This is a genomic window from Arthrobacter dokdonellae (assembly GCF_003268655.1).
GTDB lineage: Bacteria > Actinomycetota > Actinomycetes > Actinomycetales > Micrococcaceae > Specibacter > Specibacter dokdonellae.
In genome coordinates this window covers 3,836,051-3,860,801 of record NZ_CP029642.1, presented here as the reverse complement: position 1 = coordinate 3,860,801, position 24,751 = coordinate 3,836,051, and the positions used below count along the sequence as shown (strand labels likewise).

General features: G+C 67.3%; 27 protein-coding genes. 11 read left to right on the top strand and 16 right to left on the bottom strand.

Annotated features, from left to right (window positions below):
* Nucleotides 1-52 precede the first annotated feature (52 nt).
* Nucleotides 53-664 (top strand): hypothetical protein, encoded by a 612-nt coding sequence (locus DMB86_RS17200; RefSeq protein ID WP_113718860.1) that lies wholly within the window; start codon nucleotides 53-55, stop codon nucleotides 662-664.
* A 49-nt stretch (nucleotides 665-713) separates the two neighbouring features.
* Here the strand turns inward: DMB86_RS17200 and DMB86_RS17195 are convergent, their stop codons facing one another.
* The 6 genes from DMB86_RS17195 to DMB86_RS17170 form a co-directional block, all read right to left on the bottom strand.
* Complete coding sequence (locus DMB86_RS17195; RefSeq protein WP_113718859.1) at nucleotides 714-1,601, bottom strand: hypothetical protein; 888 nt, start codon at nucleotides 1,599-1,601, stop codon at nucleotides 714-716.
* Between the two features lie 38 nt (nucleotides 1,602-1,639).
* Nucleotides 1,640-2,632 carry a 2,3,4,5-tetrahydropyridine-2,6-dicarboxylate N-succinyltransferase gene (gene dapD / locus DMB86_RS17190; RefSeq protein ID WP_113718858.1) on the bottom strand — a complete coding sequence of 331 codons (993 nt, stop codon included), beginning with the start codon at nucleotides 2,630-2,632 and terminating at the stop codon, nucleotides 1,640-1,642.
* A gap of 68 nt (nucleotides 2,633-2,700) precedes the next feature.
* Nucleotides 2,701-4,287, bottom strand: coding sequence for a molybdopterin-dependent oxidoreductase (locus DMB86_RS17185; protein ID WP_113718857.1), 1,587 nt, complete (start codon nucleotides 4,285-4,287; stop codon nucleotides 2,701-2,703).
* A 159-nt stretch (nucleotides 4,288-4,446) separates the two neighbouring features.
* On the bottom strand, nucleotides 4,447-5,241 hold the full coding sequence (locus tag DMB86_RS17180) for an anti-sigma factor (RefSeq protein ID WP_113718856.1): 795 nt from the start codon (nucleotides 5,239-5,241) through the stop codon (nucleotides 4,447-4,449).
* The gene (sigK, locus tag DMB86_RS17175; RefSeq protein ID WP_335645016.1) at nucleotides 5,241-5,789 is read right to left on the bottom strand and encodes an ECF RNA polymerase sigma factor SigK; all 549 of its coding nucleotides are present in this window, start codon (nucleotides 5,787-5,789) and stop codon (nucleotides 5,241-5,243) included. Before sigK ends, DMB86_RS17180 begins: the two co-directional genes overlap by 1 nt.
* A gap of 109 nt (nucleotides 5,790-5,898) precedes the next feature.
* On the bottom strand, nucleotides 5,899-6,501 hold the full coding sequence (locus DMB86_RS17170) for a fasciclin domain-containing protein (RefSeq protein ID WP_227878779.1): 603 nt from the start codon (nucleotides 6,499-6,501) through the stop codon (nucleotides 5,899-5,901).
* A gap of 243 nt (nucleotides 6,502-6,744) precedes the next feature.
* Here DMB86_RS17170 and dapE point away from each other — a divergent pair, with 243 nt between their 5' ends.
* A complete protein-coding gene (gene dapE, locus DMB86_RS17165) occupies nucleotides 6,745-7,887 on the top strand; it encodes a succinyl-diaminopimelate desuccinylase (protein ID WP_227878460.1) in 1,143 nt (380 codons plus the stop codon).
* A 95-nt stretch (nucleotides 7,888-7,982) separates the two neighbouring features.
* Here the strand turns inward: dapE and DMB86_RS17160 are convergent, their stop codons facing one another.
* From DMB86_RS17160 to DMB86_RS17145, 4 genes are all read right to left on the bottom strand, one after another.
* Complete coding sequence (locus DMB86_RS17160) at nucleotides 7,983-8,825, bottom strand: amino acid ABC transporter permease (RefSeq protein ID WP_113718855.1); 843 nt, start codon at nucleotides 8,823-8,825, stop codon at nucleotides 7,983-7,985.
* Nucleotides 8,822-9,472, bottom strand: a complete 651-nt coding sequence (locus DMB86_RS17155) for an amino acid ABC transporter permease (RefSeq protein ID WP_113718854.1) — start codon at nucleotides 9,470-9,472, stop codon at nucleotides 8,822-8,824. Before DMB86_RS17155 ends, DMB86_RS17160 begins: the two co-directional genes overlap by 4 nt.
* 78 nt (nucleotides 9,473-9,550) lie before the next feature.
* Entirely contained in the window at nucleotides 9,551-10,456 is a 906-nt protein-coding gene (locus tag DMB86_RS17150; RefSeq protein ID WP_113718853.1) for a glutamate ABC transporter substrate-binding protein, read from the bottom strand.
* An 80-nt stretch (nucleotides 10,457-10,536) separates the two neighbouring features.
* Nucleotides 10,537-11,295, bottom strand: a complete 759-nt coding sequence (locus tag DMB86_RS17145; protein ID WP_113718852.1) for an amino acid ABC transporter ATP-binding protein — start codon at nucleotides 11,293-11,295, stop codon at nucleotides 10,537-10,539.
* Between the two features lie 131 nt (nucleotides 11,296-11,426).
* Here DMB86_RS17145 and DMB86_RS17140 point away from each other — a divergent pair, with 131 nt between their 5' ends.
* The 5 genes from DMB86_RS17140 (at nucleotide 11,427) to DMB86_RS17120 (ending at nucleotide 14,834) form a co-directional block, all read left to right on the top strand.
* Entirely contained in the window at nucleotides 11,427-12,197 is a 771-nt protein-coding gene (locus tag DMB86_RS17140; RefSeq protein ID WP_113718851.1) for an LOG family protein, read from the top strand.
* A gap of 60 nt (nucleotides 12,198-12,257) precedes the next feature.
* Nucleotides 12,258-12,653, top strand: coding sequence for a DivIVA domain-containing protein (locus DMB86_RS17135; RefSeq protein WP_171814536.1), 396 nt, complete (start codon nucleotides 12,258-12,260; stop codon nucleotides 12,651-12,653).
* Between the two features lie 2 nt (nucleotides 12,654-12,655).
* Nucleotides 12,656-13,243 (top strand): DNA-3-methyladenine glycosylase I, encoded by a 588-nt coding sequence (locus DMB86_RS17130; RefSeq protein WP_113718850.1) that lies wholly within the window; start codon nucleotides 12,656-12,658, stop codon nucleotides 13,241-13,243.
* On the top strand, nucleotides 13,240-14,496 hold the full coding sequence (locus DMB86_RS17125) for a hypothetical protein (protein WP_227878459.1): 1,257 nt from the start codon (nucleotides 13,240-13,242) through the stop codon (nucleotides 14,494-14,496). The genes DMB86_RS17130 and DMB86_RS17125 overlap by 4 nt, the downstream gene beginning before the upstream one ends.
* A 170-nt stretch (nucleotides 14,497-14,666) precedes the next feature.
* Nucleotides 14,667-14,834 carry a DUF3117 domain-containing protein gene (locus DMB86_RS17120; protein ID WP_082369385.1) on the top strand — a complete coding sequence of 56 codons (168 nt, stop codon included), beginning with the start codon at nucleotides 14,667-14,669 and terminating at the stop codon, nucleotides 14,832-14,834.
* Between the two features lie 119 nt (nucleotides 14,835-14,953).
* On the opposite strand, the gene DMB86_RS17115 is transcribed toward DMB86_RS17120, so the two are convergent.
* The gene (locus tag DMB86_RS17115; RefSeq protein ID WP_113718849.1) at nucleotides 14,954-15,586 is read right to left on the bottom strand and encodes an O-methyltransferase; all 633 of its coding nucleotides are present in this window, start codon (nucleotides 15,584-15,586) and stop codon (nucleotides 14,954-14,956) included.
* Nucleotides 15,587-15,754: 168 nt separating this feature from the next.
* On the opposite strand from DMB86_RS17115, the gene sigE reads away from it, so the two are divergent.
* Together sigE and DMB86_RS17105 are read left to right on the top strand one after the other, a co-directional pair.
* On the top strand, nucleotides 15,755-16,375 hold the full coding sequence (gene sigE, locus DMB86_RS17110; RefSeq protein ID WP_113718848.1) for an RNA polymerase sigma factor SigE: 621 nt from the start codon (nucleotides 15,755-15,757) through the stop codon (nucleotides 16,373-16,375).
* 69 nt (nucleotides 16,376-16,444) lie between these two features.
* On the top strand, nucleotides 16,445-16,873 hold the full coding sequence (locus DMB86_RS17105) for a twin-arginine translocase TatA/TatE family subunit (RefSeq protein WP_113718847.1): 429 nt from the start codon (nucleotides 16,445-16,447) through the stop codon (nucleotides 16,871-16,873).
* 127 nt (nucleotides 16,874-17,000) lie between these two features.
* On the opposite strand, the gene DMB86_RS17100 is transcribed toward DMB86_RS17105, so the two are convergent.
* From DMB86_RS17100 to DMB86_RS17090, 3 genes are read right to left on the bottom strand one after another with little or no spacing between them, the layout of a single operon-like run.
* A complete protein-coding gene (locus DMB86_RS17100) occupies nucleotides 17,001-18,128 on the bottom strand; it encodes an Mrp/NBP35 family ATP-binding protein (RefSeq protein WP_113718846.1) in 1,128 nt (375 codons plus the stop codon).
* Between the two features lie 12 nt (nucleotides 18,129-18,140).
* Nucleotides 18,141-18,719 carry a DUF1003 domain-containing protein gene (locus DMB86_RS17095; RefSeq protein ID WP_418202285.1) on the bottom strand — a complete coding sequence of 193 codons (579 nt, stop codon included), beginning with the start codon at nucleotides 18,717-18,719 and terminating at the stop codon, nucleotides 18,141-18,143.
* Nucleotides 18,712-19,998, bottom strand: a complete 1,287-nt coding sequence (locus DMB86_RS17090; protein ID WP_113718845.1) for a magnesium transporter MgtE N-terminal domain-containing protein — start codon at nucleotides 19,996-19,998, stop codon at nucleotides 18,712-18,714. Before DMB86_RS17090 ends, DMB86_RS17095 begins: the two co-directional genes overlap by 8 nt.
* Before the next feature lie 122 nt (nucleotides 19,999-20,120).
* Here DMB86_RS17090 and DMB86_RS17085 point away from each other — a divergent pair, with 122 nt between their 5' ends.
* Nucleotides 20,121-20,948 (top strand): YflT domain-containing protein, encoded by an 828-nt coding sequence (locus DMB86_RS17085; protein WP_113719657.1) that lies wholly within the window; start codon nucleotides 20,121-20,123, stop codon nucleotides 20,946-20,948.
* Between the two features lie 286 nt (nucleotides 20,949-21,234).
* On the opposite strand, the gene DMB86_RS17080 is transcribed toward DMB86_RS17085, so the two are convergent.
* Complete coding sequence (locus DMB86_RS17080; RefSeq protein ID WP_113718844.1) at nucleotides 21,235-22,806, bottom strand: aminopeptidase P family protein; 1,572 nt, start codon at nucleotides 22,804-22,806, stop codon at nucleotides 21,235-21,237.
* A 99-nt stretch (nucleotides 22,807-22,905) separates the two neighbouring features.
* On the opposite strand from DMB86_RS17080, the gene DMB86_RS17075 reads away from it, so the two are divergent.
* Entirely contained in the window at nucleotides 22,906-23,754 is an 849-nt protein-coding gene (locus tag DMB86_RS17075; RefSeq protein ID WP_113718843.1) for a PHP domain-containing protein, read from the top strand.
* Here the strand turns inward: DMB86_RS17075 and DMB86_RS17070 are convergent.
* Nucleotides 23,751-24,740, bottom strand: a complete 990-nt coding sequence (locus DMB86_RS17070) for a DNA-methyltransferase (protein WP_113718842.1) — start codon at nucleotides 24,738-24,740, stop codon at nucleotides 23,751-23,753. The genes DMB86_RS17075 and DMB86_RS17070 overlap by 4 nt on opposite strands.
* Nucleotides 24,741-24,751 lie beyond the last annotated feature (11 nt).

The window sequence follows — 24,751 nt, the reverse complement described above, 5'->3', positions numbered from 1 at the left end:
TGGGTCCATGGGAGTGCCGCAGCAACGCCTGTGGCCCGTGGAGGCGAGAATTATGCATCATACCGGCGGCCCCGGCTGGCGGATCACCATGGACACGTGCGGGCCCATGCTGATTGCACTGTACATTCGTGACGTGGCGGGCCTGGCGGGCGCCGGACGTCCCGCGCTTTCCCACGTGGCACCGCAGGTGCGCCCCGCCGATCCCGGCCAGCTGACGGCGCACGTGGGCGGGGTGGATGCCCTCCGGGACCAGTGGGAGCATTGGTGGGGCCGGCTGATGGCGGTGCACCCCGGGATGGAGCCGGCGCTCAACCCGCCGGGTTTTGGTGAATTTGCCGGCATGCCAGCACTTCAGCGGGTCTTGCAGGCCCACTTTGGCGCCGCCCTGACCTGGTCCAGGGAGCAAAGCAGCGCGTACCAGCTGCTGGCCGCCGAACGCGAAACCTTGGGCGGGCACAAGGTGCTTGCCGACATGGTGCAGAACCGGGAAATGGAGCTGGGCCGCAGCTCCAGGGACTTTACCCTGACCATCGTGGAAATGCCGCTGGCTGAACAGCGGGCCTGGTTCATTGAACCGGACCGGCTGATCATGAGCCAGCACTTGCTGGACGACCAGCAGAACTTCCTCAGCTACGTCCAGCCGGTGGTGGAACTGCTGGTTTAGGAAACGCCTTGCCCGGCCGTGGCGCACTCGCCTACTCGTTTTCGAACGGTCAGTGCTTCACGGATGAGGCCGTGGCGAGCGTGAGCTGCACGGTGGCGGTCGGCACCGCGCTGTCGGCGGACTGCCAGCCGACGTTGGTGCCATACTTCTTGTTGTCGTCACGGCTCCACTGGCGGCCCTCGTAGGCGACCTGCGTAATGTCAAATTGCCGGGCGTTGGACACGGCCCACTGCGCGACGGCCCAGCCCAGGGAGTCCGGCACCTGCACCTGCACATCAGACGGGCCGGCGGCGGCGGAAAGGGGGCCGAACACTGCGCCCATGGCGCCCTCCACGGCCGCGGGGGAGCCGGCCGCCGTGGCGGGCGGGAGCGTGCAGCTCAAGGATCCAGCCGACTGCCCGGTCAACGCAGACGCGAACGCGCGCGACAGGTCCTCGTGCTGGGCATAGGCATGGGGGAACGCGGAACGCTGGACGATCTGCGCGGCGTCGTTCAGCGGCATGTCCACGTACCCCGGCACCTTGTCCAGCGCCTTGTAGAAGGCCGTGGAGGAGTATACCGGGTCCATGATCTGCTGCGTCGTGCCCCAGTCCTGCGAAGGCCGCTGCTGGAACAAGCCAACCGAGTCCAGGTCTCCATAGTCGATGTTGCGCAGTTTGGACTCCTGCAGTGCAGTCGCCAAGGCTATCGACGCGGCCCGGGCGGGCATGCCGCGCCGGACCGACACGGCAGCGATCAGCGCGGCGTTTTCCGCCTGGTCCACCGCCAGGGAATAGGAACTGCTGCCCACGGTGGCCGTGCAGCCGAGGGCCAGCGGCGGGGCAAACGCGTCACGGAGGTAGTTAGCGACCCAGAAGCCGCCGCCGATGAGGAGCGATGCGGCCAGGGCCGTCACGGCCAGCCAGGCCACGAACGCGCGGCCGCGTTTTCGGCTCACGGCCTCGCCCCGGGCCCGATGTAGAGGTGCAAGCGTCCCTAGTTGCTGTGCAGCGAGTCGTTGAGCGCCACGGTGGAGCCCTTGCGGGGGAGCACCTCCACCTCGCCGGTGCTGGAGTTGCGGCGAAACAGCAGGTTGGGGGTGCCCGAGAGTTCACTGGCCTTGACGATCACGGTGGTGTCGTCGCCGTCGTCGTTCTTTGGGCCCAGGACGCGCACCCGGGTTCCCGCCGTGACGTACAGGCCGGCCTCGACGACGGTGTCGTCGCCGATGCTGATGCCGACGCCGGAGTTGGCGCCGAGGAGGACGCGCTCACCGAGTGCGATCCGCTCCTTGCCGCCTCCGGACAGGGTGCCCATGATGGAGGCCCCGCCGCCCACGTCGGTGCCGTTGCCGACCACCACGCCGGCGGAAATGCGCCCCTCCACCATGGAGGCCCCAAGCGTGCCGGCGTTGAAGTTCACAAAGCCTTCATGCATGACCGTGGTGCCGTCGGCCAGGTGCGCGCCGAGGCGGACGCGGTCGGCGTCGGCTATGCGCACCCCGGAGGGGAGGACGTAGTCCACCATGCGCGGGAACTTGTCGACGGAGTAGACGGTGACCACACCGCGGTGGCGCAGCCTGGCCCGGGTGAGCTCAAAGCCCTCCACCGGGGCAGGACCGAAGTTGGTCCACACCACGTTGTTGAGCTTGCCGAAGATCCCGTCCAGGTTGATGCTGTTGGGCTCGACAAGGCGGTGGGAGAGCAGGTGCAGGCGCAGGTACGCGTCCACGGCATCGGCGGGGGCTTCGTCCAGGTTGATCTGCGCGAACACCACGGTCGGGGTGACACCACGGTCGTCGTCGCGCCCGGACACGGCCAGCGACGTCAATTCGGGGCCGGCCTCACGGGCCGACCCGAGGGAGTTGACCGAGGCGCCGAGTTTGGGGCTGGGGAACCACACGTCGAGGACGGATTCGTCGTCGGCGATGGACGCCAGGCCGAATCCGTGGGCGGTGCGTTCTGCGGGGGAGGCTGCGTTCTGCGTCATGCATGAAGTCTAGCGACCCGGCGCGTCCGGCAGAAAATGGCTCCGCGCGTCCCAGTGACGGTGCGCGGCTACTCGACCGTGAACGTGATGGAGTGCCAGCCGGTGGAGCCGTCGGGTTCCGGCGGCGCCTGCTTTTCAATCTGCAGGGTGCCGTCGGCATCATAGGCGCGGACCCGGACATTGTGGGTGCCGGACGTGGCTCCTTCCCACATGTACGACCACTGCCGCCACGTGTCCACGGACGCTTCCGCGGCCAGGGCGGCGGGGTGCCACGCACCGTTGTCCAGCTGGACCTCCACCTTGGAAATGCCGCGCTGTTGGGCCCAGGCCGTGCCGCCAATGCCCACCGTGCCTGCCGGCACACGTCCCAGTGCCCGCGGCACCTCCACGCGGGACGCGGTCTTGATCGGTCCGTGCGACGACCAGCCGCGTGACGTCCAGTAGCCCGCCTTGGCGGCGAAGGTGGTCACCTCCAGGTCCACCACCCATTTGGTGGCGGAGACATAGCCGTACAGGCCCGGCACCACCATGCGCACGGGGAAGCCGTGTTCCAGGGGCAGAGGTTCCCCGTTCATGCCCACGGCCAGCAGCGCATCCCGTTTATCCTGGAGAACGGGCAGCGGGGTGGAGGCGCTGAAACCGTCGGAACTGGTGGACAGGACCATGTCCGCGCCGGCCTTCGGCTTGGCCCGGTCCAGCACGTCGCGCAGCGGGTAGCCGAGCCACTTGGCGTTTCCGGCAAGGTTTCCGCCCACCACGTTGGAGACGCACGTCAGCGTCACATACGTTTCCACGAGGTCGGCGGCGAGGAGCTCGTCGAAGGTCATGGTGAATTCGTTTTCCACCATTCCGTGGACGCGCAATGCCCAATTGCTGGGATCGAGCTGGGGAACAACCAGCGCGGTATCTATGCGATAAAAATCGGCATTGGGTGTGACGAAGGGTCCCACCCCTTTAACGGAGGCCTGTACTCCTGAGGGGAGGGGGGTGGCGGCTTTCCGGGGGGCCGGAAGCTTGAGTGCGTCGCGGACCTGACGGGCGGTGTTGCGTGCGGCGGCGAGCGCCGTGCCGCCCAGGCCCACCACGACGGCGGCACCGGCCACCACGGCCGACCTCACCAAGAATGCGCGGCGGCTCGGGAGGGGTGCGGATTCCCCGGCGGAGGGTGTATCCGCCGCAATCGCAGTGCCGGCCCTGGCCAGGTACCGCAACGCCCACAGTCCGGCCAGCGTTCCGGCCAGCAGCGGGACCAGGGCCAGGACCGTGGCGCCGGACCGGGTGATGATGCAGGCGGCCATGACGACGGCGAAGGCCACGACGAGTCCGGCGCCGACAGCGAACCGCTTGCGTGCCAGCACGCCCGCAACGGCCGCGAGGATGAGCGCGGCCACTCCCATGGACAGCAACAGCACCGTCTTGTCATTGGTGCCAAATGTGGCGACAGCGAAGTTTTTCATCCAGGCGGGCGTGAAGTCGATGAACGTCGACCCCACCGAGGTCAGCGGGGAGGAAAGCGCACCAAAGAATGCGGAGAGCAGTTCCGCCACGGCAAAGAGGACGCCGGCGGCGATGACGCCGGTGACCGCGCCAACCAAAACCGCGCCTCGGGCCTTCACTGCGCGGCCCGGTAACGTGCTGTTGCTGGACTCTCCCATGGCGGGCTCCTCAGGACGGTTTGTCGCCACCCCTGGTGGGCTGGCAGCTGGACTTGCCTGTGGTTCGGAGCCGTGGGGCGCCGTGGATTGGAACCCGCAGACGGAAAAACGGTGGACGCCCTTGCGGGCATCCACCGTCAGTCCACGTTCGGCCGCACCCTAGATGGACTGCACCAGGATGGGTGTGGTGGTCGGCTTCGGGGAGCCGCCGGCTGGTTCCACGGTGATGCCCACCTGGGTGGCGCCGCCCACCGGCCCGTGCAGGATCTGCAGGGCGGGTGCCGTCCCCGTGGTGCCGGCCATCAACCCGGCGGGGACGGCGCCGGTGGCGGAGATGAACCAGAGCTGGTACGTCTTCCCCGTGGGCAGGGCCGGCATGTCGCTGGCGAGGATGGCGGCCTGGTTGGCCTTCGCCGAGGAGGCCACCGTCACTGTTGCGCCCCCTACGGTCGACGTCCTTATTTTTGCATCGGGGGAGGCCATGATGGCAAGCAGATCAGCCTGTTTGGCCTGCTGCTCCTGCTCGGCCTGCAACTGCCTTGCCAGGCTGCTGTGGCTGGCATTCTGGCCGACCACCCACCCGCCGAGCCCCACGCCGCCGACTACGACAAGCGCGGCTGCCGCTGCCAAGGCCGGATGGGGGCGTCGTCGTTCGCGGGAGGAACTGCGCGACTGCGAGGCCGGGCGGCGTGCGGAGGAAATGTCCCGCACCACGGCGGAGGATGGGAGCTGGCGGGTGTTGCGGATGGCGGCCATGACGTTGGCCTTCAGCTCCGGCGGCGGGACTTCGGCGGGCGTGCCGTAGGCCAGCAGGGCCGCGGTCTCGCTGAGGCTGCGCACCTCGTCGCGGGTCTCCGGATTGTCCAGGGCATGGCGTTCAAAGTCGGCGCGTTCAGCCGTGGTGACGGCGTTGAGGGCGTAGGCGCCGGTGAGCAGATGCAGTTGCTGTTCCATCACGCCACCCCTAACCTGTCCCTGAGCCTTATCATTCCATCGCGAATTCTGGTCTTTACCGTCCCCACCGGGATTTTGAGCAGCTCCGCCACCTCCTGGTGGGTGTACCCGCCATAGTAGGCCAAGCGGATCGCTTCCTCCTGCGGGCCCGTCAACGTCTTCAACGCCTGCTGCACGCGTTCGGATTCCATCCGGGTCTCCACGGTGTCCGCAACGTCGTCGTAGCTTTCCTGATACTCCTTGATGCCCTGGCGCAGGTCCCGGTCCATGCTTGACTGGCTGGCACGGACACGGTCCACGGCCCGGCGGTGGGCAATGACCAAGATCCAGGACATGGCCCGCCCCCTGTCCGCATCGAAGCGGGTCGCCTGCTGCCAGATGTCGACAAAGACCTCCTGGGTGACTTCCTGGCTCTGCGCCGGATCGCGCACCACCCGGCGCACCAGGCCGAACACCCGCGGCGCCACGGCGTCGTACAACTCCTCGAATGCCGCCTCGTCGCCCAGGGCGACGAGGCGGATCAAGTCTTCGTGGGTAGGGGGGGCCATGGGCTCGCCGGACCGCAACCAAGATAATCGCATAGTCTCTAGCTTGTCATGGTAACTGTCCATGATGTGATTTCTTGCGGTAGGTGTTGCGGTCCGGCGGGGGCCGGGGCTACTTCTTGGCCGGGGGCATCAGCACCGTGTCGATGAGGTAGACGGTGGCGTTGGCCGTCTTTACGCCGCCGCAAATGACCTTCGCGCCGTTGACCGTCATGTTGTCGCCGCTGCCCTCCACCTTGACGGTGCTGCCTTCCGCCGTGGCGTGGGTGCCGTCGATCTTGCTCGGGGCCAGCTGGCCGGGGACCACATGGTAGGTCAGGATGGATGTCAGCGCCTTCGAATCCGTCTTCAGCCCGTCGATCGTGGCGGCCGGAATCTTGGCAAACGCGTCGTCTACGGGCGCAAAGACGGTGAACTGGCCCGAGTTCAACGTGTCAACCAGATTCACGTCCTTGTTCAACTTCCCGGACACCGCCGCGGTGAGTGTCTTCAGCAGCGGGTTGTTGGACGCCGCCGTCGCCACCGGGTCCTGCGCCATGCCGGACACCGAGCCGGAACCGGACGGGACCGCTGCGGCATAGGCGGCGCAGCCCGGGCCCACCAGGTCCCCGGCGGCGGCCATCGGGGTGGCGGCTGCCGGAGCGGAGGTGGCCATGGGCGCGTTGGATGTCGCAGGTGAGGCTGTGCTGCCCCCGCCGCAGGCCGTCAGGCCCATCGCCGTGATGGCAAGGAGGCCCATGCCCAGGCCCAGGCTCTTACGGGTGCGCAGCTTCGTGTTCGTATTCATGTTCATTCTCCGTGCCTTGAGAGTGGATGGATTCCACTTGCTTCCCTTGCCGCCGATCCATTGGCTGGAGGCCGGTGCGGGCTGTCAGAAGGTACTTCGGAACACCGCCCCCGCCGGATTGGAAGCGTGGAAGGAACTTTTCCCGCGGGCGCCCCCCGCTAAACTGGGCCGGTGACTAACGACGACGGCACCACCCTTTCCGTACCGCCCGCCCCTGCCCCGGGCCCGCCAGTCGGCGGCCTTCGGCTTGACCTCGCCGGCGACGTCGCCGCGCTGACGGCCGCTGTCATGGACATCGAAAGCGTCTCCGGCAATGAGTCGGCGCTCGCCGATGCCGTGGAGGACGCGCTGCGCGCCCTCCCACACCTTGAGGTGACCCGCAATGGCGATGCTGTGGTGGCCCGGACATCGCGGGGACGCGACGAGCGCGTCATCCTGGCCGGACACCTGGACACTGTTCCGCTGCCAACCGTTCCGGGCTCCCGGGGCACGGTTCCCAGTGCCTGGGACGGCGGGGTCCTGTACGGTCGCGGCGCCACGGACATGAAGGGCGGCATCGCGGTGCAGCTGGCCCTTGCCGCCACCGTGCCCGAACCCAGCAAGGACATCACCTTCATCTTTTACGACCACGAGGAGGTGGCGGCAGCCAAAAGCGGCCTGGGCCGGCTGGTCCGCGAGAACCGTGAACTGCTGGACGCCGATTTCGGCATCCTGCTCGAACCCACCAACGGAACGGTGGAGGGTGGCTGCAACGGCACCATCCGATTCGAGGCCACCACGCACGGCCTCGCTGCGCATTCGGCGCGCGCCTGGATGGGGAAGAACGCCATCCACGCTGCCGCCCCGATCCTGTCCCGGCTTGCCGCCTACGAGCCGGCCACCGTCACGGTGGACGGGCTGGACTATCGGGAGTCGTTGAACGCGGTGAAGATCCATGGCGGCACGGCCGGCAATGTGATCCCGGATGCGTGTGTGGTGGAGATCAACTACCGCTTCGCCCCGGACAAGACGCCGGAGCAGGCCGAGGCCCATGTGCGCGGGCTGCTGGCCGGCTTTGAGCTGGTGTGCACGGACTCCTCGGCGGGTGCGCGCCCCGGGCTCAATGCGCCGGCGGCGGCGTCGTTCGTTGCGGCCGTGGGCCGTGAGCCGCTGCCCAAATACGGGTGGACGGATGTTGCCCGGCTGGGCGAGATCGGCATCCCGGCCGTGAACTTTGGCCCAGGCGATCCGCTCCTGGCCCACAGCGACAACGAGCATGTGGTCGCCGCGGACATCCGTGCGTGCCTGGACGCCCTCACCCGCTGGCTCGCCTAGCCCCTTAACGACGTCTGTGTTGCACATCTTCGACGAAAATCCCCGAAATCGGGCCACTTTCGTCGAAGATGCGCAACACAGACGGGGAATGGTGCTTAGCCGGCCAGGCCCACCCTTGTCTTGACGACCCTGACGCGGCTGGACATCCTCGATTCCACGAGCTTGGCGATGCCGGAGAGGATCAGGCACAGGCCCACGTAGATCACCGCGGTGACCATGAGCGCCGGCACCACGGGGGAGCCGTACTGGCCCTGCGAGCCCAGGAAGTTCGCGTAGTAAAGGACCTCGTTGTAGGTGATCAGGAAGCCAAGCGCCGTGTCCTTGAGGATGACCACCAGCTGCGAGATGATCACGGGCAGCATGGAGCGGACCGCCTGCGGCAGCAGGATGATCCGCTGCACCTGGCCCTTGGACAGGCCGACGGCGAGCCCCGCCTCGCGCTGGCCCTTCGGCAGCGACTCGATGCCCGCCCGGAACACTTCCGCCAGGACCGAGCCGTTGTACAGGATCAACCCCACCACGACCGCGATGAACGGCGTGATGCCCTTCACGCCGGCCGACGGCAGCCCGTAGTACATGATCATCATCAGGATCAGCAGCGGCACGGCCCGGAACAGCTCGGTGAACCAGTAGCACGGCACGCTGACCCACCGGGAGTCCGCCAGGCGGCCGAACGCGAGCAGGATGCCCAGGACCAGGCTGCCCACGGCGGCCACGGCGAAGGCCTTCAGCGTGGCGCCGATGACCGTCAGGAACATTTGCTGGACGCGCGGGAAGGTGAAGATCTCCCACTTCTTCGCCGTGAACTGGCCGGACTCGTTGAACCGGTACAGGATGAAGCCAATGATGGCGGCCACCACGATGACGGTGGCAACGTTCAGGTAGACATTGCGAGTGCGTGCCTTGGGGCCGGGAACATCAAAAAGTACTGAACTCATCGGGCCACCCTCCACTTCTTCTCGAGGTAGCGTTGCAGCGGCGTCAGGATGCCAAGCACCAGCACCACAAAGATCACGGCCACCCACAGCAGGCCCGGCAGCAGCGGCTCGCCGCGCTCGCTGAGGTAGGCGCGGATGGCGCCGGCCTCAAACACGGAAAAGCCGGCGGCCACCGTGGTGTTCTTCAGCAGCGCGATGAAGACGCTGAACAGCGGCGGGAGCACCGAGCGGAACGCCTGCGGCAGCACGATCAAGGTCAGGGTCTGCATGAAGGGCAGGCCGATGGCGCGGGCGGCCTCCGACTGGCCCACCGCAACGGTGTTGATGCCGGAGCGGATGGCCTCGGAAACGTAGGTTGCCGTGTAGAGCGAGAGGCCGACGATGGCAGCATTCATGAAGCCGATTTCCGGCAGGCCCAGTTTGGGGTAGCCGAGGGCAAAGAAGGCGAGGATCAGGGTCAGTGGCGTGTTGCGGACGGCGTTGACGTACAGGGTTCCTGCCCCACGCATCGCCGGGGCGGGGGACACCCGCATGCCGGCGACGACGGTGCCCAGGACCAGGGCGAAGAACGCGGAGATGACAAACAAGATGCCGGTGTTTTTGAAGCCGGTGACGAAGAGCCCGCTGTTGTCAATGAGTACATTCACAGTGCAGTGTCACTTTCAGTGAATTGGAAGGACGAACAGATGGTGGCGCCCCGGTGGGGCGCCACCATCGTTCAGGGGCTATGAGTACTGGTCGACCTTCGGCTGCTCAACCTTGGTGCCGGACTTGCCCAGCGTGTCGTCGTAGATCTTGGTCCACGTGGCGCCGCCATCGGTCAAGGTCTTGTTCAGGAAGGTGCGCAGCGCGGTGTCGCCCTTGGCCACGCCGATGCCGTACTTCTCCACCGTAAACGGCTCACCCACAACCTTCAGGTTGTCCGGGTCCTGTGAGGCAAAGCCGAGCAGGATGGCCTGGTCCGTGGTCACGGCGTCCACCGTGCCGCTCTTGAGGGCCTCCACGCACTTGGAGTACAGGTCAAACTCCTGGGTCTTGACCTTCGGGAAATTGTCCTTGATGTTCTGGATGGGCGTGGAACCCGTGGCGGAGCAGACTGTCCTGCCGTCCAGGTCCTTCTCGCTCTTGATGGTGTCGTTCTTCTTCTGCACCAGCAGGCCCTGGCCGGTGATGAAGTACGGGCCGGCGAAGTCAACAATCTTCTTGCGCTTGTCCGTGATGGAGTAGGTGCCCACGTAGAGGTCCACGTCGCCGTTGGCGAGTGCCGTCTCACGGTTTGCCGAGGGGATCGCCTTGAACTCGATCTTGTCCTTGGCGATGCCCAGGGAGGCGGCCATCCAGTTGGCGATCTCAATGTCGAAACCGGTGCGCTCGCCCGTGGCGGCATCGAGGTAGCCCAGGCCGGGCTGGTCCTCCTTGACGCCGATGCGGATGGTGCCGGCGGACTTGACCTTGTCGAAGGTGGGGCTGCCGGTCAGGGCTACATCCTTGGCCACTTCAAAGTTGGGGCCTGCTGCGCCGCCGCTGCTTCCGCTGCCGGCATCGGTGCCGCCACAGCCTGACAGGGCCAGGGCGGCAGCTGCGGCGATCGCCGCAACGCTGAGGCTCTTTCGAAGGAAGAAGTTCTTCATGGGGTTCCTTTCATAAACGGCCCTTCGGGCCGCTGGTGCGAGTGAAAAATTGAGCGTGATGGGACTCAAATGCGGATAAGTTATCCGTTGGTCAGGATCTTGGAGAGGAAGTCCTTGGCGCGGGAGCTTTGCGGGTTGGTGAAGAACTCGTCCGGGGTGGCTTCCTCCACGATCTGCCCGTCCGCCATGAACACGACCCTGTCCGCGGCCTTGCGGGCAAAGCCCATTTCGTGGGTCACCACCACCATGGTCATGCCATCCTGGGCAAGTTCGACCATGACGTCGAGGACCTCGTTGATCATCTCCGGGTCCAGGGCGCTGGTGGGCTCGTCAAAGAGCATCACCTTGGGCTTCATGGCCAGGGCGCGGGCAATGGCCACCCGCTGCTGCTGTCCCCCGGACAGCTGCGCGGGCAGTTTGGCCGCCTGGTGCCCCACGCCGACGCGCTCCAACAGCGCAAGGGCCTGCTTGTCGGCGTCGGCCTTGGAGACGCCCTTGACCTTGATGGGGCCCAGGGTCACGTTTTCCAGGATGGTCTTGTGCGCGAACAGGTTGAAGGACTGGAAGACCATGCCGACGTCGGCCCGCAACGCTGCCAGCGCCTTACCTTCCTTGGGCAGTTCCTCCCCTTCGATGGTGATGGAGCCATCGTCGATGGTTTCGAGGCGGTTGATGGCCCGGCAGAGCGTGGACTTTCCCGAGCCCGAGGGCCCAATGACCACCACGACCTCACCCTTTTTGACCTGCATGTTGATGTCCTGCAAAACGTGGAGGGGGCCGTAGTGCTTGTTGACGGCCTTAAGTTCCACGAGGGCAGGTGCCTGTACGGGATTAGTCATGAAGCGAATCTATCCAACAATCCCAAGGGGGTAAAACCATTCCGCGGTTCTGCCCTGATCGTAACGCGTTTGATACCTGGCTCACACCGTTGCTGCCCGCGGGCACCGCGGTTTCCCGTAGCCTTAGTGGCATGAGTGCACCCACAGGATCCAGCAGGTCCCTTCGTCCCTTGAAAAAGCGCATCGGCGGCTGGACCAAAGGCTCGCCGGCCGGCTCGACGGCGGACGCCAGGCTCCTGGACACTCCGCCAAGTAGCGACTTCACGCACACCGACCCGTGGCGGGTGATGCGGATTCAAAGCGAGTTTGTCCAGGGCTTCGATTCGCTGGCCGGGATCGGCCCGGCCATCAGCGTGTTCGGTTCCGCCCGCACCAAGCCCGGCGGACGGCTCTACGATCTCGGCGTGGAAGTGGGCAGGCTGCTGGCGGAGGCCGGGGTGGCCGTGATCACCGGTGGCGGCCCGGGGTCCATGGAGGCCGCCAACCGGGGCGCCGCGGAGGCCGGGGGCCTGTCCATCGGCCTCGGGATCGAGCTGCCGTTCGAGCAGGGCATGAACGAGTGGGTGGGCCTGGGCGTGGACTTCCGCTACTTCTTCGCCCGCAAGACCATGTTCGTGAAGTATGCGCAGGGTTTTGTGGTGCTGCCCGGGGGGCTGGGCACGCTCGACGAATTGTTCGAGGCGATGGTGCTGGTGCAGACCAACAAGGTCACGCAGTTCCCCATCGTGCTCGTGGACACCGCGTTCTGGGCGCCGCTGCTGGACTGGATCCGCGACACCATGGTGGCCGAAGGCCTGATTTCCCCCGGGGACATGGACATTGTGCAGCTGGCGGACACCCCCGAGCACGCCGTGGCCCTGGTCATGGCGGGCGAGGCCGGCACGAAGGTCGCCGCGGGCTGACCGCCGGGGCCGCCGCGGGCTGACCCCCGGGCTGGGGAGCGGATCTGGCACCATGGAGGGGTGAGCTACTTCCTGATCTTCCTCGCCGTGATGCTGGCAGCCGCGGTGGCGCTTTACGTGGTGGGCCTCAAGCGGCCCGCCGCGGATATTTACGATGACGGGCTGCAGCCGCCGGTGGCCGGCCTGCCGCCCGTGCTGCTGCCCGACGCCCCGGCCCCGGAGGACGTCGACAGGGTGCGCTTCGCGTTGGGTCTGCGCGGCTACCGCATGGACCAGGTGGATCAGGTCCTGGACCGGCTCCGGGACGAGCTGGCCGCGAAGGACGCGCGGATTGCCGAGCTGGGGAAGCACGACGGCGCACCCCCCTCCGGAGCGAACGTCCCCGGCGCATCCTCCGGGAGTGGGGTGCCGGGCGAAGGTGACGTGTCCGGCGTCGAACCGGGAAAGGAAGCCTGACCATGGTCCAGACCTTCGTGGGGGCCGACGGCAAGGCCAGGTGCGCGTGGGCCGGGATCGAATCCGACGAGCTGTACCAGCGCTATCACGACCAGGAGTGGGGCCGGCCCGTGGCCGGGGAACGCGAACTTTTCGAACGCCTCAGCCTGGAGGCATTCCAGTCCGGGCTGAGCTGGATCACCATCCTGCGCAAGCGCGAAGCGTTCCGCGCGGCCTTTGCCAACTTTGAGCCGGCGTGCGTGGCGGCCTTTGGGCAGGCGGACGTCGACCGGCTCATGGCCGATGCGGGCATTGTGCGGAACCTGATGAAGATCAACGCCACCATCGGCAACGCCAGGGCCATCCTGGCGCTTCCCGAAGGCGTCACCTTGGGCTCGCTGCTGCGGGCCCATGCCCCGGCGGTGCCGCGGCCGGAGACGGACCCGATTCCTGCCAGGACGGCTGAATCCGCGGCACTGGCCAAGGCGCTGAAGAAGCTGGGCTTTGCGTTCGTGGGGCCGACCACCGCCTATGCGATGATGCAGGCGGTGGGCCTTGCCAACGACCACCAGCCCGGTTGCTGGGTGGCGGAATCACTGAAGCGGCCGTGACGGAAGGCGCCGGCGGGACGGCCGGGCGGGGCCGACCGGCGCCCACGGTCAACGGACTTCTGTACGCCGGGCTGCGCCGGCTGCTGGCACCGCTGCGGCGGGCGCCGTGGTGGGTGAAGGTCTCGCTGCTGTACGCCGCGGCCCGGCTCGTCTCCTTCGCCATCCTGTCCGGGGCGGGCTACCAGGCCGCGGAATCGCCCTGGTCCGGTTCGCGGCCCGACTACCTGGCTTTCATCAACCGCTGGGACGCCGGCTGGTACGAGCGCATCTTCGACGGCGGCTACCCTGCCAGCATTCCGCGCAACCCGGACGGCACGGCGCAGCCCAACCAGTGGGCGTTCTACCCGTTGTTCCCGCTGCTTGCCCGCGGAGTGAACGCAGTGACGGGGCTGCCCTGGGTGGTGGCGGGACCCCTGGTCGCCACGGCGGCGGGATTCGCCGCGGCCCTGGTCATCTACCGCCTCTTCCGTGGCTACGCCTCACCGGGCACTTCGCTGTGGGGGGTGGCGTTCTTTGCCACCTTTCCGGTCGCGCCCGTCCTCCAGACGGCCTACGCGGAGTCGCTGAGCACATTCCTGCTGGCCGCGGCGCTCCTGCTGCTCATCCGGCGCCGCTACTGGGCAGCCGTCCCGGTGGTCGTGCTGCTGTGCCTGTCACGCCCGGCGGGGGTGCCGTTTGCCGCCGTCGTCGGTGTCCACCTGGTCCTGCGCTGGCTGCACCGGCGCCGGGAGCCGTTCCCGCGGCGCGAGGTGGCCGCGGGCGCGGTGCTTCTGGCTGTGAGCGGCTTCATGGCATTCGCGTGGATGCTGGCGGCGTGGTGGGCGACGGGGGAACCCGGCGCCTACACGGACACGGAAACGGCGTGGCGGGGTACGCACCTGGTGCTGTTCAAGCCGTGGTTCGACGCCGGCACCGCCTTGGTGGGCCCGCTCTGGGGCCCGCTGCTGCCGGTCCTTTTCGTGGCGCTGGCTGCCCTGTACCTGAATTCCCGCGCCGTGCGCCGCATCGGCGCCGAACTGCGTCTGTGGTGCGCGATGTACCTCCTGTACCTGCTGGCCGTCCTGGACCCGCAGTCGAGCACGTTCCGGATGATGCTTCCGCTGTTCCCGCTGGCCCTGGCCGCGGCGCTCATCTCCTCCGCCCGCGCTTACCGGTGGGCGGTGGTGGTCATGTTCACCTTCCTGCAGTTGGTGTGGGTTGTGTGGCTGTGGCAGTTATCGGCCGTCAGCACCGGCCAGGCGTGGCCGCCGTGACGATTCATGGCTTTTCCTTGCGCCGCGTCCTTGCGCCGCGCAGGGGACCTCCGATTAGCGCCCCGCCCCTGAAATACGGAATAATGGATTGTGAGGGATACAACACGAATCTGCATGTGGGGATTGCCCCGCAGGCCTGTGGGTTCGAACTATGAAAAGGGGAAGTCCTGATGGCGGCCATGAAACCCAGAACCGGCGACGGTCCAATGGAAGTGACCAAGGAAGGGCGAAGCCTGATCCTGCGGCTCCCGCTGGAAGGCGGTGGACGCCTGGTGGTGGAAATGAACGCCGACGAGGCCAGCAGCCTCAAGGAGTGCCTGGTGGGAGTTACCGAGTAGGACCCACCAATGATGTACCTGCGGGGCGGCCAAGCTGCCCCGCTTGGCATTTAAGGGGCCGCGCTTAAGGGCATCTTGTTTGGGGCCGTTTGGGGCCGGGTTTTGGGTTTCGGGGAAGCTCAGCGCTTGACGGCGAGCAGCAGGCCGTCGCCGGTGGGCAGCATGGCCGAAATCAGGGAATCGTGGTCCCGGACCATCTTGCCGACCCTGCGCAGCACCACGGTGCTCGCCTCCCGGATGGCAGGATCGGACACCCTGTCCTTGTCGAGTGCGTCGTTGACCACCAGCAGGCCGCCGGACTTAAGCAGCCGGATGCCCTGTTCCACGTAGTCGGGGAAGCTGGGCTTGTCCGCATCGATGAAGACAAGATCGTACGCGGCGTCCGTCAGCCGGGGCAGCACGTCCTGGCCGCGGCCGGAGATCGTGCGTGTCCGGTTGGCCGGCGAGCCGGACTCGATGAAGGCCTCGCGGGCCGCCTTCAGGTGGTCGACGTCCGGGTCGATGGTGGTCAGCACTGCGCGCGGACCCAGCCCCCGCAGCAGCGAAACGCCGGATACGCCTGCGCCCGTGCCGACTTCCACGGCCGTCTGTGCCTTCGAAGACGCGGCCAGCACCGTGAGCGCTGCGGCAACACCGTGGGTGACGGGAAACAGGCCCAGCTCGTGTGAGCGTTCGCGGGCGCGGCGGAGGACGTCATCTTCCACGGGGAGGCCCTCCGCGTAGGACCAGCTGGTGGACTTGTCGGCGCTCATGGGTGGTCTTTCCTAAACTGTTGCGGTGGGTTCCTCTAGCCTACTGCCTGCGCCGTGGGCTGAATTTCCCTTTTGCACAGCAAAACGCCAGATTCTTTTGGCACAATATGGGAACCCGGCAGCACTCGCCGGGGAGGTTCGCCAAGCCGCAAGAAATGAGGTGCCGCCATGGGTCCAGGCCCCAGCCCCGCCGTTTCCGCTGCTGACCCGCAGTGGACGCCCCCGTCGTGGGACGAGGTTGTCACCAACCACTCAGCGAAGGTCTTCCGCCTCGCCTACCGGCTGACAGGCAACAAGTACGACGCCGAGGACCTCACCCAGGAGGTCTTTGTCCGCGCGTTCCGGTCGCTGGCCAAGTTCAAGCCGGGCACCCTGGACGGCTGGCTGCACCGCATCACGACGAACCTTTTCCTGGACCAGGCGCGCCGCAAGCAGCGGATCCGCTTTGACCCGCTCGCCGAGGACGCGGAGGCCAACCTGCCAGGCGCCGACCCGGGCCCCGAGCGGACCTTTGAATTCAACAACCTCGACGTCGATGTTGCCGCCGCCCTGAACGCCCTGCCGCCGGACTTCCGTGCCGCCGTCGTCCTGTGTGACATGGAAGGCCTCTCCTACGACGAAGTGGCCCACGCGCTGGACATCAAGCTGGGCACCGTCCGCTCGCGCATCCATCGCGGCCGGGCGATGCTGCGCGAGTCGCTGGCCGACCGGGCTCCGGCACGGGGCAAGGACGCGCGGGCCCCGAAGAAGCCGCTGCTGTCCCTTCCCCGGATTGCAGGCGCCCGCTAGGCATGGCCGTCCTGGTCAAAAGGTGTGCGGAATCGTTGCTTTTCGTCTCGAGAGGGTAATCTTCCTAACGTGTTTGGTATCAATACCCCCGAGCTGGTCGTGATTGTCATTGTGGCAGTCCTGGTGATCGGCCCCGCGCGCCTCCCGGGGTATGTGGAGAAGCTAAAGAACCTCATTCGCGAGGTTCGCAGGATGGCATCCGGCGCGCGCGAAACCATCAAGGAGGAATCCGGGCTGGACATCGACGAGATCGACTGGAAGAAACTGGATCCACGCCAGTACGATCCCCGTCGGATCATCCGCGAGGCGCTCCTGGACGACGACGACGTTGAGGCGTTCAACTCCCTGAAGGCCGCCCCCGGCGCGGCCATTGCCTCCATGCTGGGCAAGGACGGCGACGAACCCGTTGTGGAATCGGTGGAAGCCGCGCCGAAGGCGCCCTTGATGCAGCGCCTGGCCGAGGGCCAGCGCGCCCCGTTCGACCTGGAAGCAACCTGACGCTCCTGCAAGTTGCGGGTGGTTTTTTCTCGACGCTCCTGCAGTTGCCTGCGGGAGCGTCGGCCCGTTCGCACCCGGAGCTGCAGGAGGGTCCGGATTTAGCCGCCCGGACGTGCCCGAGCCTCGCTCAGCGCGGGGTGACGCCCAGGTGCAGGCCGGCCAGCCCCCGCGGGCGGACCGCCAGCTGCCCGGCGATGTCCAGCAGCGCCGCCGCGGCGGGGGAAGCCGGGGCGGAAAGCACGATCGGCGACCCCAGGTCCCCGCCTTCACGCAGTGCGATGTCAATCGGAATCTGGCCCAGCAGCTCCACGGGCGCGTTGACGGTCTGGCTCAGCCGCTTGGCCAGGACCTCGCCACCGCCCGAGCCAAACAGTTCCATGGTGCTGCCATCCGGCAGCGTCAAAAATGACATGTTCTCGATCACCCCGGCCACCTTCTGCCCGGTTTGCACGGCGATGGCCCCGGCCCGCTCGGCGACGTCGGCCGCGGCGGCCTGCGGGGTGGTCACGACCAGGATCTCCGCCCCCGGCAGCAGCTGCGCCACCGAGATGGCGACGTCGCCCGTGCCGGGGGGCAGGTCCAGGAACAGAGCGTCGAGGTCGCCAAAATATACGTCGGTCAGGAACTGCTCCAGCGCCCGGTGCAGCATGGGTCCGCGCCAGGCGACGGGCTGGTTTCCGGTGACGAACATGCCGATCGAGATGACCTTCACGTCGTGCGCAACGGGCGGCAGGATCATTTCATCCACGCGGGTGGGCGCCTGCGTGATGCCCATGAGCGCGGGGACGGAGAAGCCGTAAATGTCCGCGTCCACAATGCCCACGCGCAGTCCCTTTGCGGCGAGGGCGCAGGCAAGGTTGACCGTCACCGAGGACTTGCCGACGCCGCCCTTGCCGCTGGCCACGGCGTAGACCCGTGTCAGCGACGATTCCTCGTTGAACGGGATGCCGCGCTCGGGGCCGGTTCCCTTGAGCCGTTCCTTCAGCTCGGCACGCTGCTCCGCCGTCATGACGGCCAGTTCCACCTCCACGCCCGTCACGCCGTCCACCGTCATCAGGGCATGGGTGGCGTCCCGGGTGATGGTGTCGCGCAGCGGGCACCCGGCGATCGTGAGGAGCACGACGGCGCGTACCCGACCGCCGTCGAACGCCTCCACGGACTCCACCATGCCCAGTTCCGTGATGGGCCGGCGCAGCTCGGGGTCGATGACGGTGGCCAGGGCGGCGTGGAGGGATTCCGTGGATGGGGTGGACATGCGGTGCTGGCCTTAAGGGTTCGTGGTGCTCTTGGCGGGGACTGTCTTGAGGGCCTGGGTGGCGGGGTTGCGGGGCTCCCGGCCGGGATCGGCGTCGTCGTCCGAGATGCTCATCAGTTCCTCAAGGAGGCTGCGCAGTTCGGAACGGACAAAGTCGCGCGTGGCCACTTCGCGCAGGGTGATGCGCAGGGCGGCGACTTCGCGCGTCAGGTATTCGGTGTCCGCCAGGTTGCGTTCGTTGCGGCTGCGGTCCTGTTCGATCTGGACGCGGTCGCGGTCGTCCTGGCGGTTCTGGGCGAGCAGGATCAGCGGCGCGGCGTAGGAGGCCTGGGTGGAGAAGAACAGGTTGAGCAGGATGAACGGGTAGGGGTCCCACTTGAGCCCGAACAGGCCGATGACGTTCAGTGCGATCCACACCACCACGAAGATGGTCATGTACAGCAGGAAGTTGGCCGTGCCCATGTAGCGGGCAAAGCGTTCGGCGAAGCGGCCAAAGATGTCGGGGTCGCCGGCGAGGTTTGGCAGGAGCCGGGACCTGAGCTCCATCGGCGTGTCGAGGCCGCCGCCCTTGGCGTGGTGTCTTTCAGCCAATGCGGCCTCCCAGCTTTCTGATTGGGGCGCCGTCGTCGTGGGTGCGCCAGTCCTCGGGGAGCAGGTGGTCCAACAGGTCGTCCACCGTGACCGCACCGACGAGGCGGCCTTCCTTGCTGACCACCGGCAGGGAGTTGAGGTTGTAGGAGGCCATGGTGTGGCTGACCACGCTGATGTTGTCCTGGTCGGAAACGGGCTCCAGGTTCTTGTCCACCAGCGTGCCCAGCTGCTCCGGCGGGGCGCTGCGCAACAGCTGCTGGATGTGCACCACGCCCAGGAAGCGGCCCGTGGGGGTTTCCAGCGGGGGGCGGCAGATGAAGATGGCGGAGGCGAGGGCGGGGGAGAGGTCCTCGCTGCGCACATGGGCGAGGGCCTCGGCCACCGTGGCTTCAGGGGGAAGGATCACCGGCACCGGCGTCATGAGGGCGCCGGCCGTACCTTCCTCATATTGGAGCAGCCGCCGAACGTCCTTGGCCTCGTCCGGCTCCATCAGCAGCAGAAGTTCCTCGGCCTTGGCCTTGGGCAGGTCGGCCAGGAGATCCGCGGCGTCGTCGGGGTCCATTTCTTCCAGGACGTCGGCGGCGCGTTCGTTGTCCAGGGCGGAGAGCAGGGTGACCTGGTCCTCCTCCGGCATTTCGGACATGATGTCCGCGAGCCGTTCATCCTGGAGTTCACTGGCCACTTCAGCGCGGCGTTTGTCACTCATTTCCTGCAGGGCGTCGGCAAAGTCCGCCGGTTTGAGATCCTCGTGGGTCGCCACGAAGTGGGTGGCGCCCTGTGGCTCAAGCGCGTCGTCCGGGTGGGCGTCGGCCCAGTCCACGAGCAGGGTGTGGCCGCGCCGCAGGCCTCGCAGGCGCGAGGTGGAGCCGCCGCGGCGCACAAAAATCTTCGTGACCAGCCAGTCGCCGTTGCGCTGCTGGTCCATGGCAATGTCCTCGATGACGGCGTCGCCGCTGCCATCGACCAGGGTCACCTTCCGGTCGAAGATGCCGCCCACCACCAGTTGTTCGGCGCCGCGCTGTTCAAAGCGGCGCAGGTTGACCAGCCCGGTGCAAATGATCTGCGACTGGTCCATGGACGTCAGGCGGGTCATGGGTACGAACACACGTTTTTTGCCCGGCACTTCAACGACGATGCCGACGGCGTGCGGGGCCGTGTGCGGCTGCCCCCGCCCCAGGACAACCACGTCCCGCAATTTGCCCAGACGGTCGCCCAACGGGTCAAAGACGTCCAGTCCGAGGAGGCGCGCCACAAAGATGCGCGTGGGTTGTGTGCTCACACCTACAGGCTACTTCCCAAGCCCGGGATTGACGTAACGAAAGGGGCGCCGTGCGGCGGGGGTGCATTTCACTGCCAGCGATACTCCAGCCAATGTGCAGGAACATGGTGAAGAATGGGGGCATGGCAAACCTCTTTGGACGTACAAGACCAATGGATGAGGCCCGCATCGTTCCCACCGGGGAGACTGTCGGTTCCTACACCTCGTATTTGGACGCCCAAAAGGCGGTCGACTACCTGGCGGACGAGAAGTTCCCGGTCCAGCACGTCTCCATTGTGGGCAACGAGCTGAAGATGGTTGAGCGTGTGACCGGAAAGCTCAGCTACCCGCGCGTGGCGCTCTCCGGCGCCATGACCGGCGCCTGGTTCGGCCTGTTCATCGGCGTCATGCTTTCCTTCTTTGACGGCAACAGCCAGGCCGGCGGTCCGTACCTGAACGTCATGACCGCCGTGCTGATGGGTGCGGCCTTCTGGATGTTGTTCGCCATCATCGGCTACGCGGCCCAGCGCGGCAAGCGCGATTTCACGTCCACCAATCAGGTCCTCGCGAGCAACTACGACGTCATTGTCACCCCGGATGTGGCCATGGACGCACGCCGCCTGCTCGCCCAGCTGCCCATGAACTCAACCGCACCCCGCCCGATGCAGGGCCAAAACCAGGGTTTCCAGGGGTACCGTCCGCCGGTGCAGCCGCCCACTTCCGGGCAGCAGCCGCCGGCCCGTCCCGAAGGGTGGCACGATCCCTACGGGGCTCCCCAGCAGCCCGCCGCCGAGGCGCCGCAGGTCGAGGAAAGCCACGACCGTCCCGGCCAGGCGCCCCTGAGCGGACCGCGCCGCGGCCAGTTCCCCGACCTTCCCGACGGCCGTCCGCAGTACGGCATCCGCGTCGACACCCCGCCGCAACAGGCGCCCGCGCAGGAGCAGACCGAGGGCGAAGCCCGGGAGCACTGATCCCGCGCAACTGCCCCGCAATAGATGTCGAAAAAGTGTCGCTTCGGCCCGCTTTTCGGCATCTATTGCGGGGCAGTTTGCGTTCCCTGACGTTCGACGCCCTTCCCCGCCTGCTGACGCCCGCAGGAAGGGGCGCCTACGCGGCGCATGTGGCGGCGCTCAAGGCGCTGATCGATGGCTAGCCGGGTCCCGTCGTCGGGCTTAACCAACTGTGGTGCACTCGTTGGACGAAAATCACCGAAATTCGGGGAAATCCGTCCAACAAGTGCAACACAGTCGGGAGGGGCTAGGCGCCTAGGCGGGCCATCCAGGCTTCGACGTCGTCCGGGGTGCGGGGGAGTGCCGCGCTCAGGTTGACGGGACCATCGGCGGTGATGAGGATGTCGTCCTCGATCCGCACGCCGGTGCCGCGGTACTCGTCCGGTATGGCCAGGTCCTCGTCCTTGAAGTACAGGCCGGGCTCAATGGTGAAGACCATGCCTTCAGTGATGGTGCCGTCCAGGTAGAGCTCGGCGCGGGCCTGCGCGCAGTCGTGCACGTCAAGGCCCAGGTGGTGGCTGGTCCCGTGCGGCATCCAGCGGCGGTGCTGCTGGCCCTCGGCGGAGAGCGCCACCGCCGCGGCGACGGGCAGCAGGCCCCACTCCTCCAGGCGGGCGGCCAATACCTCCATGGCGGCGTTGTGGACGTCGCGGAACTTCCGTCCCGGCCGTGCCACGGCGAAAGCGGCGTCGGCCGCGTCCAGGACGGCCTGGTAGATCTTCCGCTGGACCTCCGAGTACTTGCCGTTGACAGGGATGGTGCGGGTGATGTCAGCCGTGTAAAGGGAATCCGTCTCCACGCCCGCGTCCACCAGCAGCAGCTCCCCCTCGTTCACCGTGCCGGTGTTGTGGGTCCAGTGCAGGATGGTGGCGTTGTTGCCGCCGGCCGCGATGGTGTCGTAGCCAAGCTCGTTGCCTTCCTCGCGGGCACGGGCGAAGAACGCACCCTCCACCACGCGCTCGCCGCGGCGGTGCGTGACGGCGCGGGGCAGGGACGTGATGATCTCCTCAAAGCCGGCGGCGGTCGCGGCGATGGCGATCTTCATCTGCTCGATCTCCCACGCGTCCTTGAGCAGGCGCAGCTCGGACAGGGCCTCGGCCAGCTTCTCATCCAGGGCGTCCAGCATGCTGAGGTCCAGCGACTCGGGGTCGACGGCGGTGTTGTAGCGCGCCGTGTCCACGAGGGCGTCGATGTTCTCATCGACCTTGCGCACGAGACGCACCGAGATGCCGCCCACGGAGGGCTCGCCCACGTTCTTGGTGATGCCCACCTCCAGCTCGGAGATGTCCACGGTGTCCAGGCCCAGCAGCGCCTTGAATTCGGCGAGCGTGGGCCGCGGGCCGATCCAGAACTCGCCGCTGCGGGAGTCGGCATAGAACTGCTTCGTGTCCCGGCCGGCCAGCGGGCGGAAGTACAGCGACGCGTGGTGGTGGCCGCCGTCGTCCCCCTCGCCGTCGGCGACGGGCTCCAGGACCAGCACGGCGTCGGGCTCGTGGTCCACGCCCAAGCCGGTCAGGTGGGCAAAGGCGGAGTGCGGGCGGAAGCGGTAGTCGCAGTCGTTGGAGCGCACCTTCAGGGCACCGGCCGGGATCACCAGGCGCTCACCCTTGAATTGCTCGGAAACGGCACGACGGCGGCGCGCTGCGTGGTCCGCCACCTCGGCCCGGGCGGGCAGCTCCGTGGGCGCGGGGGCCCAGTTGGAGGCCATGAAGGCGCGGAAGGCGTCCGAATCGGGGCGGTGCGAACGGTTGTTCACGCGCTCCTCGAGCGGCTGCTGGATGGTTTCGGGATGCTGGGTGGACTGTTCCGTCTGGTTCATCCCCCCAGTCTCTCACCGGCGCCGCGCCCGGACAAAGACGACGGCCGCGCCCTGCGCGCGGCAAAGGCGCATGGCGCGCCCGGGACGTAGTCTTGGGGGGTGAGGATCGATCTGCATGCGCATTCCAATGTTTCCGACGGCACCCAGGCCCCCGCCGAACTGGTGGCCGCCGCGGCCGCGGCGCGGCTGGACGTCCTGGCACTGACGGACCACGATTCCACCGACGGCTGGGCGCAGGGCCTCGCGGCGGCCCGCCAGCAGGGCGTTGGCCTGGTGCCGGGCATGGAGATCTCCTGCAAGACTTCGCGGGGGATCAGCGTCCACCTGCTGTGCTACCTGCACGATCCGGCACATCCTGGCCTGCTGGAGGAGATCACCAAGGCCAAGGACGCGCGCCTGGTCCGCGCCGAACGCATGGTGGAACGCCTGGCCGAGGACTACCCGCTGAACTGGGACGACGTCAGCGCCCACGTTGCCCCTGGAGCCACGGTGGGCCGGCCGCACATCGCCGACGCCCTGGTCGCCGCCGGGATCGTCTCGGACCGCAACGAGGCCTTCACGAGCATCCTCACCTCGCATTCGCGCTACTTTGTCAGCCACTACGCCCCGGACCCCGTGCTTGCGGTGGAGTTGGTGCGCGCCGCCGGAGGGGTTCCCGTGTTTGCCCACCCCATGGCGTCCGCACGGGGCCGGGTGGTGGCGCCGGAAATCTTCCATGACATGATCGACGCCGGGCTTCTGGGCCTGGAGGTCGACCACCGGGACAACCCGCCGGAAAACCGCATCTGGCTGCGGGAGCTCGCCCTCCGGGAGGGGCTGCTGGTGACGGGATCCTCCGACTACCACGGCGCAGGGAAACCGAACCTGCTCGGGGAGAACACCACGGCGCCGGAGATGCTCGAGCGCATCATTGCGGCCGGGACCGGGTCCCGGCCGTACCTGCCCTAGGGTTCAAACAGCGTGGGCTGGCCCGGCTGGATGACCTCTTCTGCGCAGTGCTCCGGGTCGGCGGCGCGGACGACACCGTCCTGCGCGGTGCCCGCGTCGTCGGCTGCGCATGACAGGTCAGGACCGACCACCGCGGCGACGTGCCCGAGCCTGGCCGCCATGACCTGGATGGCCTGCGGGTTTGCGTCCACGCACACAAAGCGGCGCCCCAGCTTCGCCGCCACGGCGCCCAGGGTGCCGGAGCCGGCAAAGAAGTCCAGCACCCAGTCGCCTTCGCGGGAGGATGCGGCCACGGCCCTGCGCAGCACGCCTTCGGGCTTCTGCGTGGGGTAGCCGGTCTTTTCCTTGCCCGTGGGCGAGACAATCGTGTGCCACCACACGTCCGTGGGCAGCTTCCCCAGGGCGCGCTTTTCCGGCGTGACCAGGCCCGGCGCCATGTATGGTTCGCGGTCCACCTCGGCGTTGTCGAAGTGGTACTTCTTCGGGTCCTTCACATACACGAGGATGTTGTCGTGCTTGGTGGGCCAGCGGTTCTTGGCACGCGCACCGTAGTCATAGGCCCAGATGATCTCGTTCAGGAAACACTCCCGGCCGAAGATCGCATCCAGCATGACCTTGGCGTAGTGGACCTCGCGGTAGTCCAGATGCAGGTACAGGGTGCCGTCGTCGGCCAGCAGCCGCCAGGCCTCCAGCAGCCGCGGTTCCAGGAACTGCCAGTAGTCCGTGAAGGCATCGTCATAGCTGTGCAGCGTGCCCTTGATCGTGTCGTAGCTGCGCCCGCCAAAGCCCACGCGGTCGCCGCCGCCATCGGAATTGCGCACCATGGTGGTCTGCCGGCGGCTCTGCACCCGCCCCGTGTTGAAGGGCGGGTCCACGTAAATCAAGGTGAAGGAGCCGTCCGGCAGCGTGGGCAGGAACTCGGAATTGTCCGCATGGACCACCAGGTTCGGCCCCGGCCCGTCCGGCCGCCACGCGGTCGTCGTCATGCGGGGTCCGC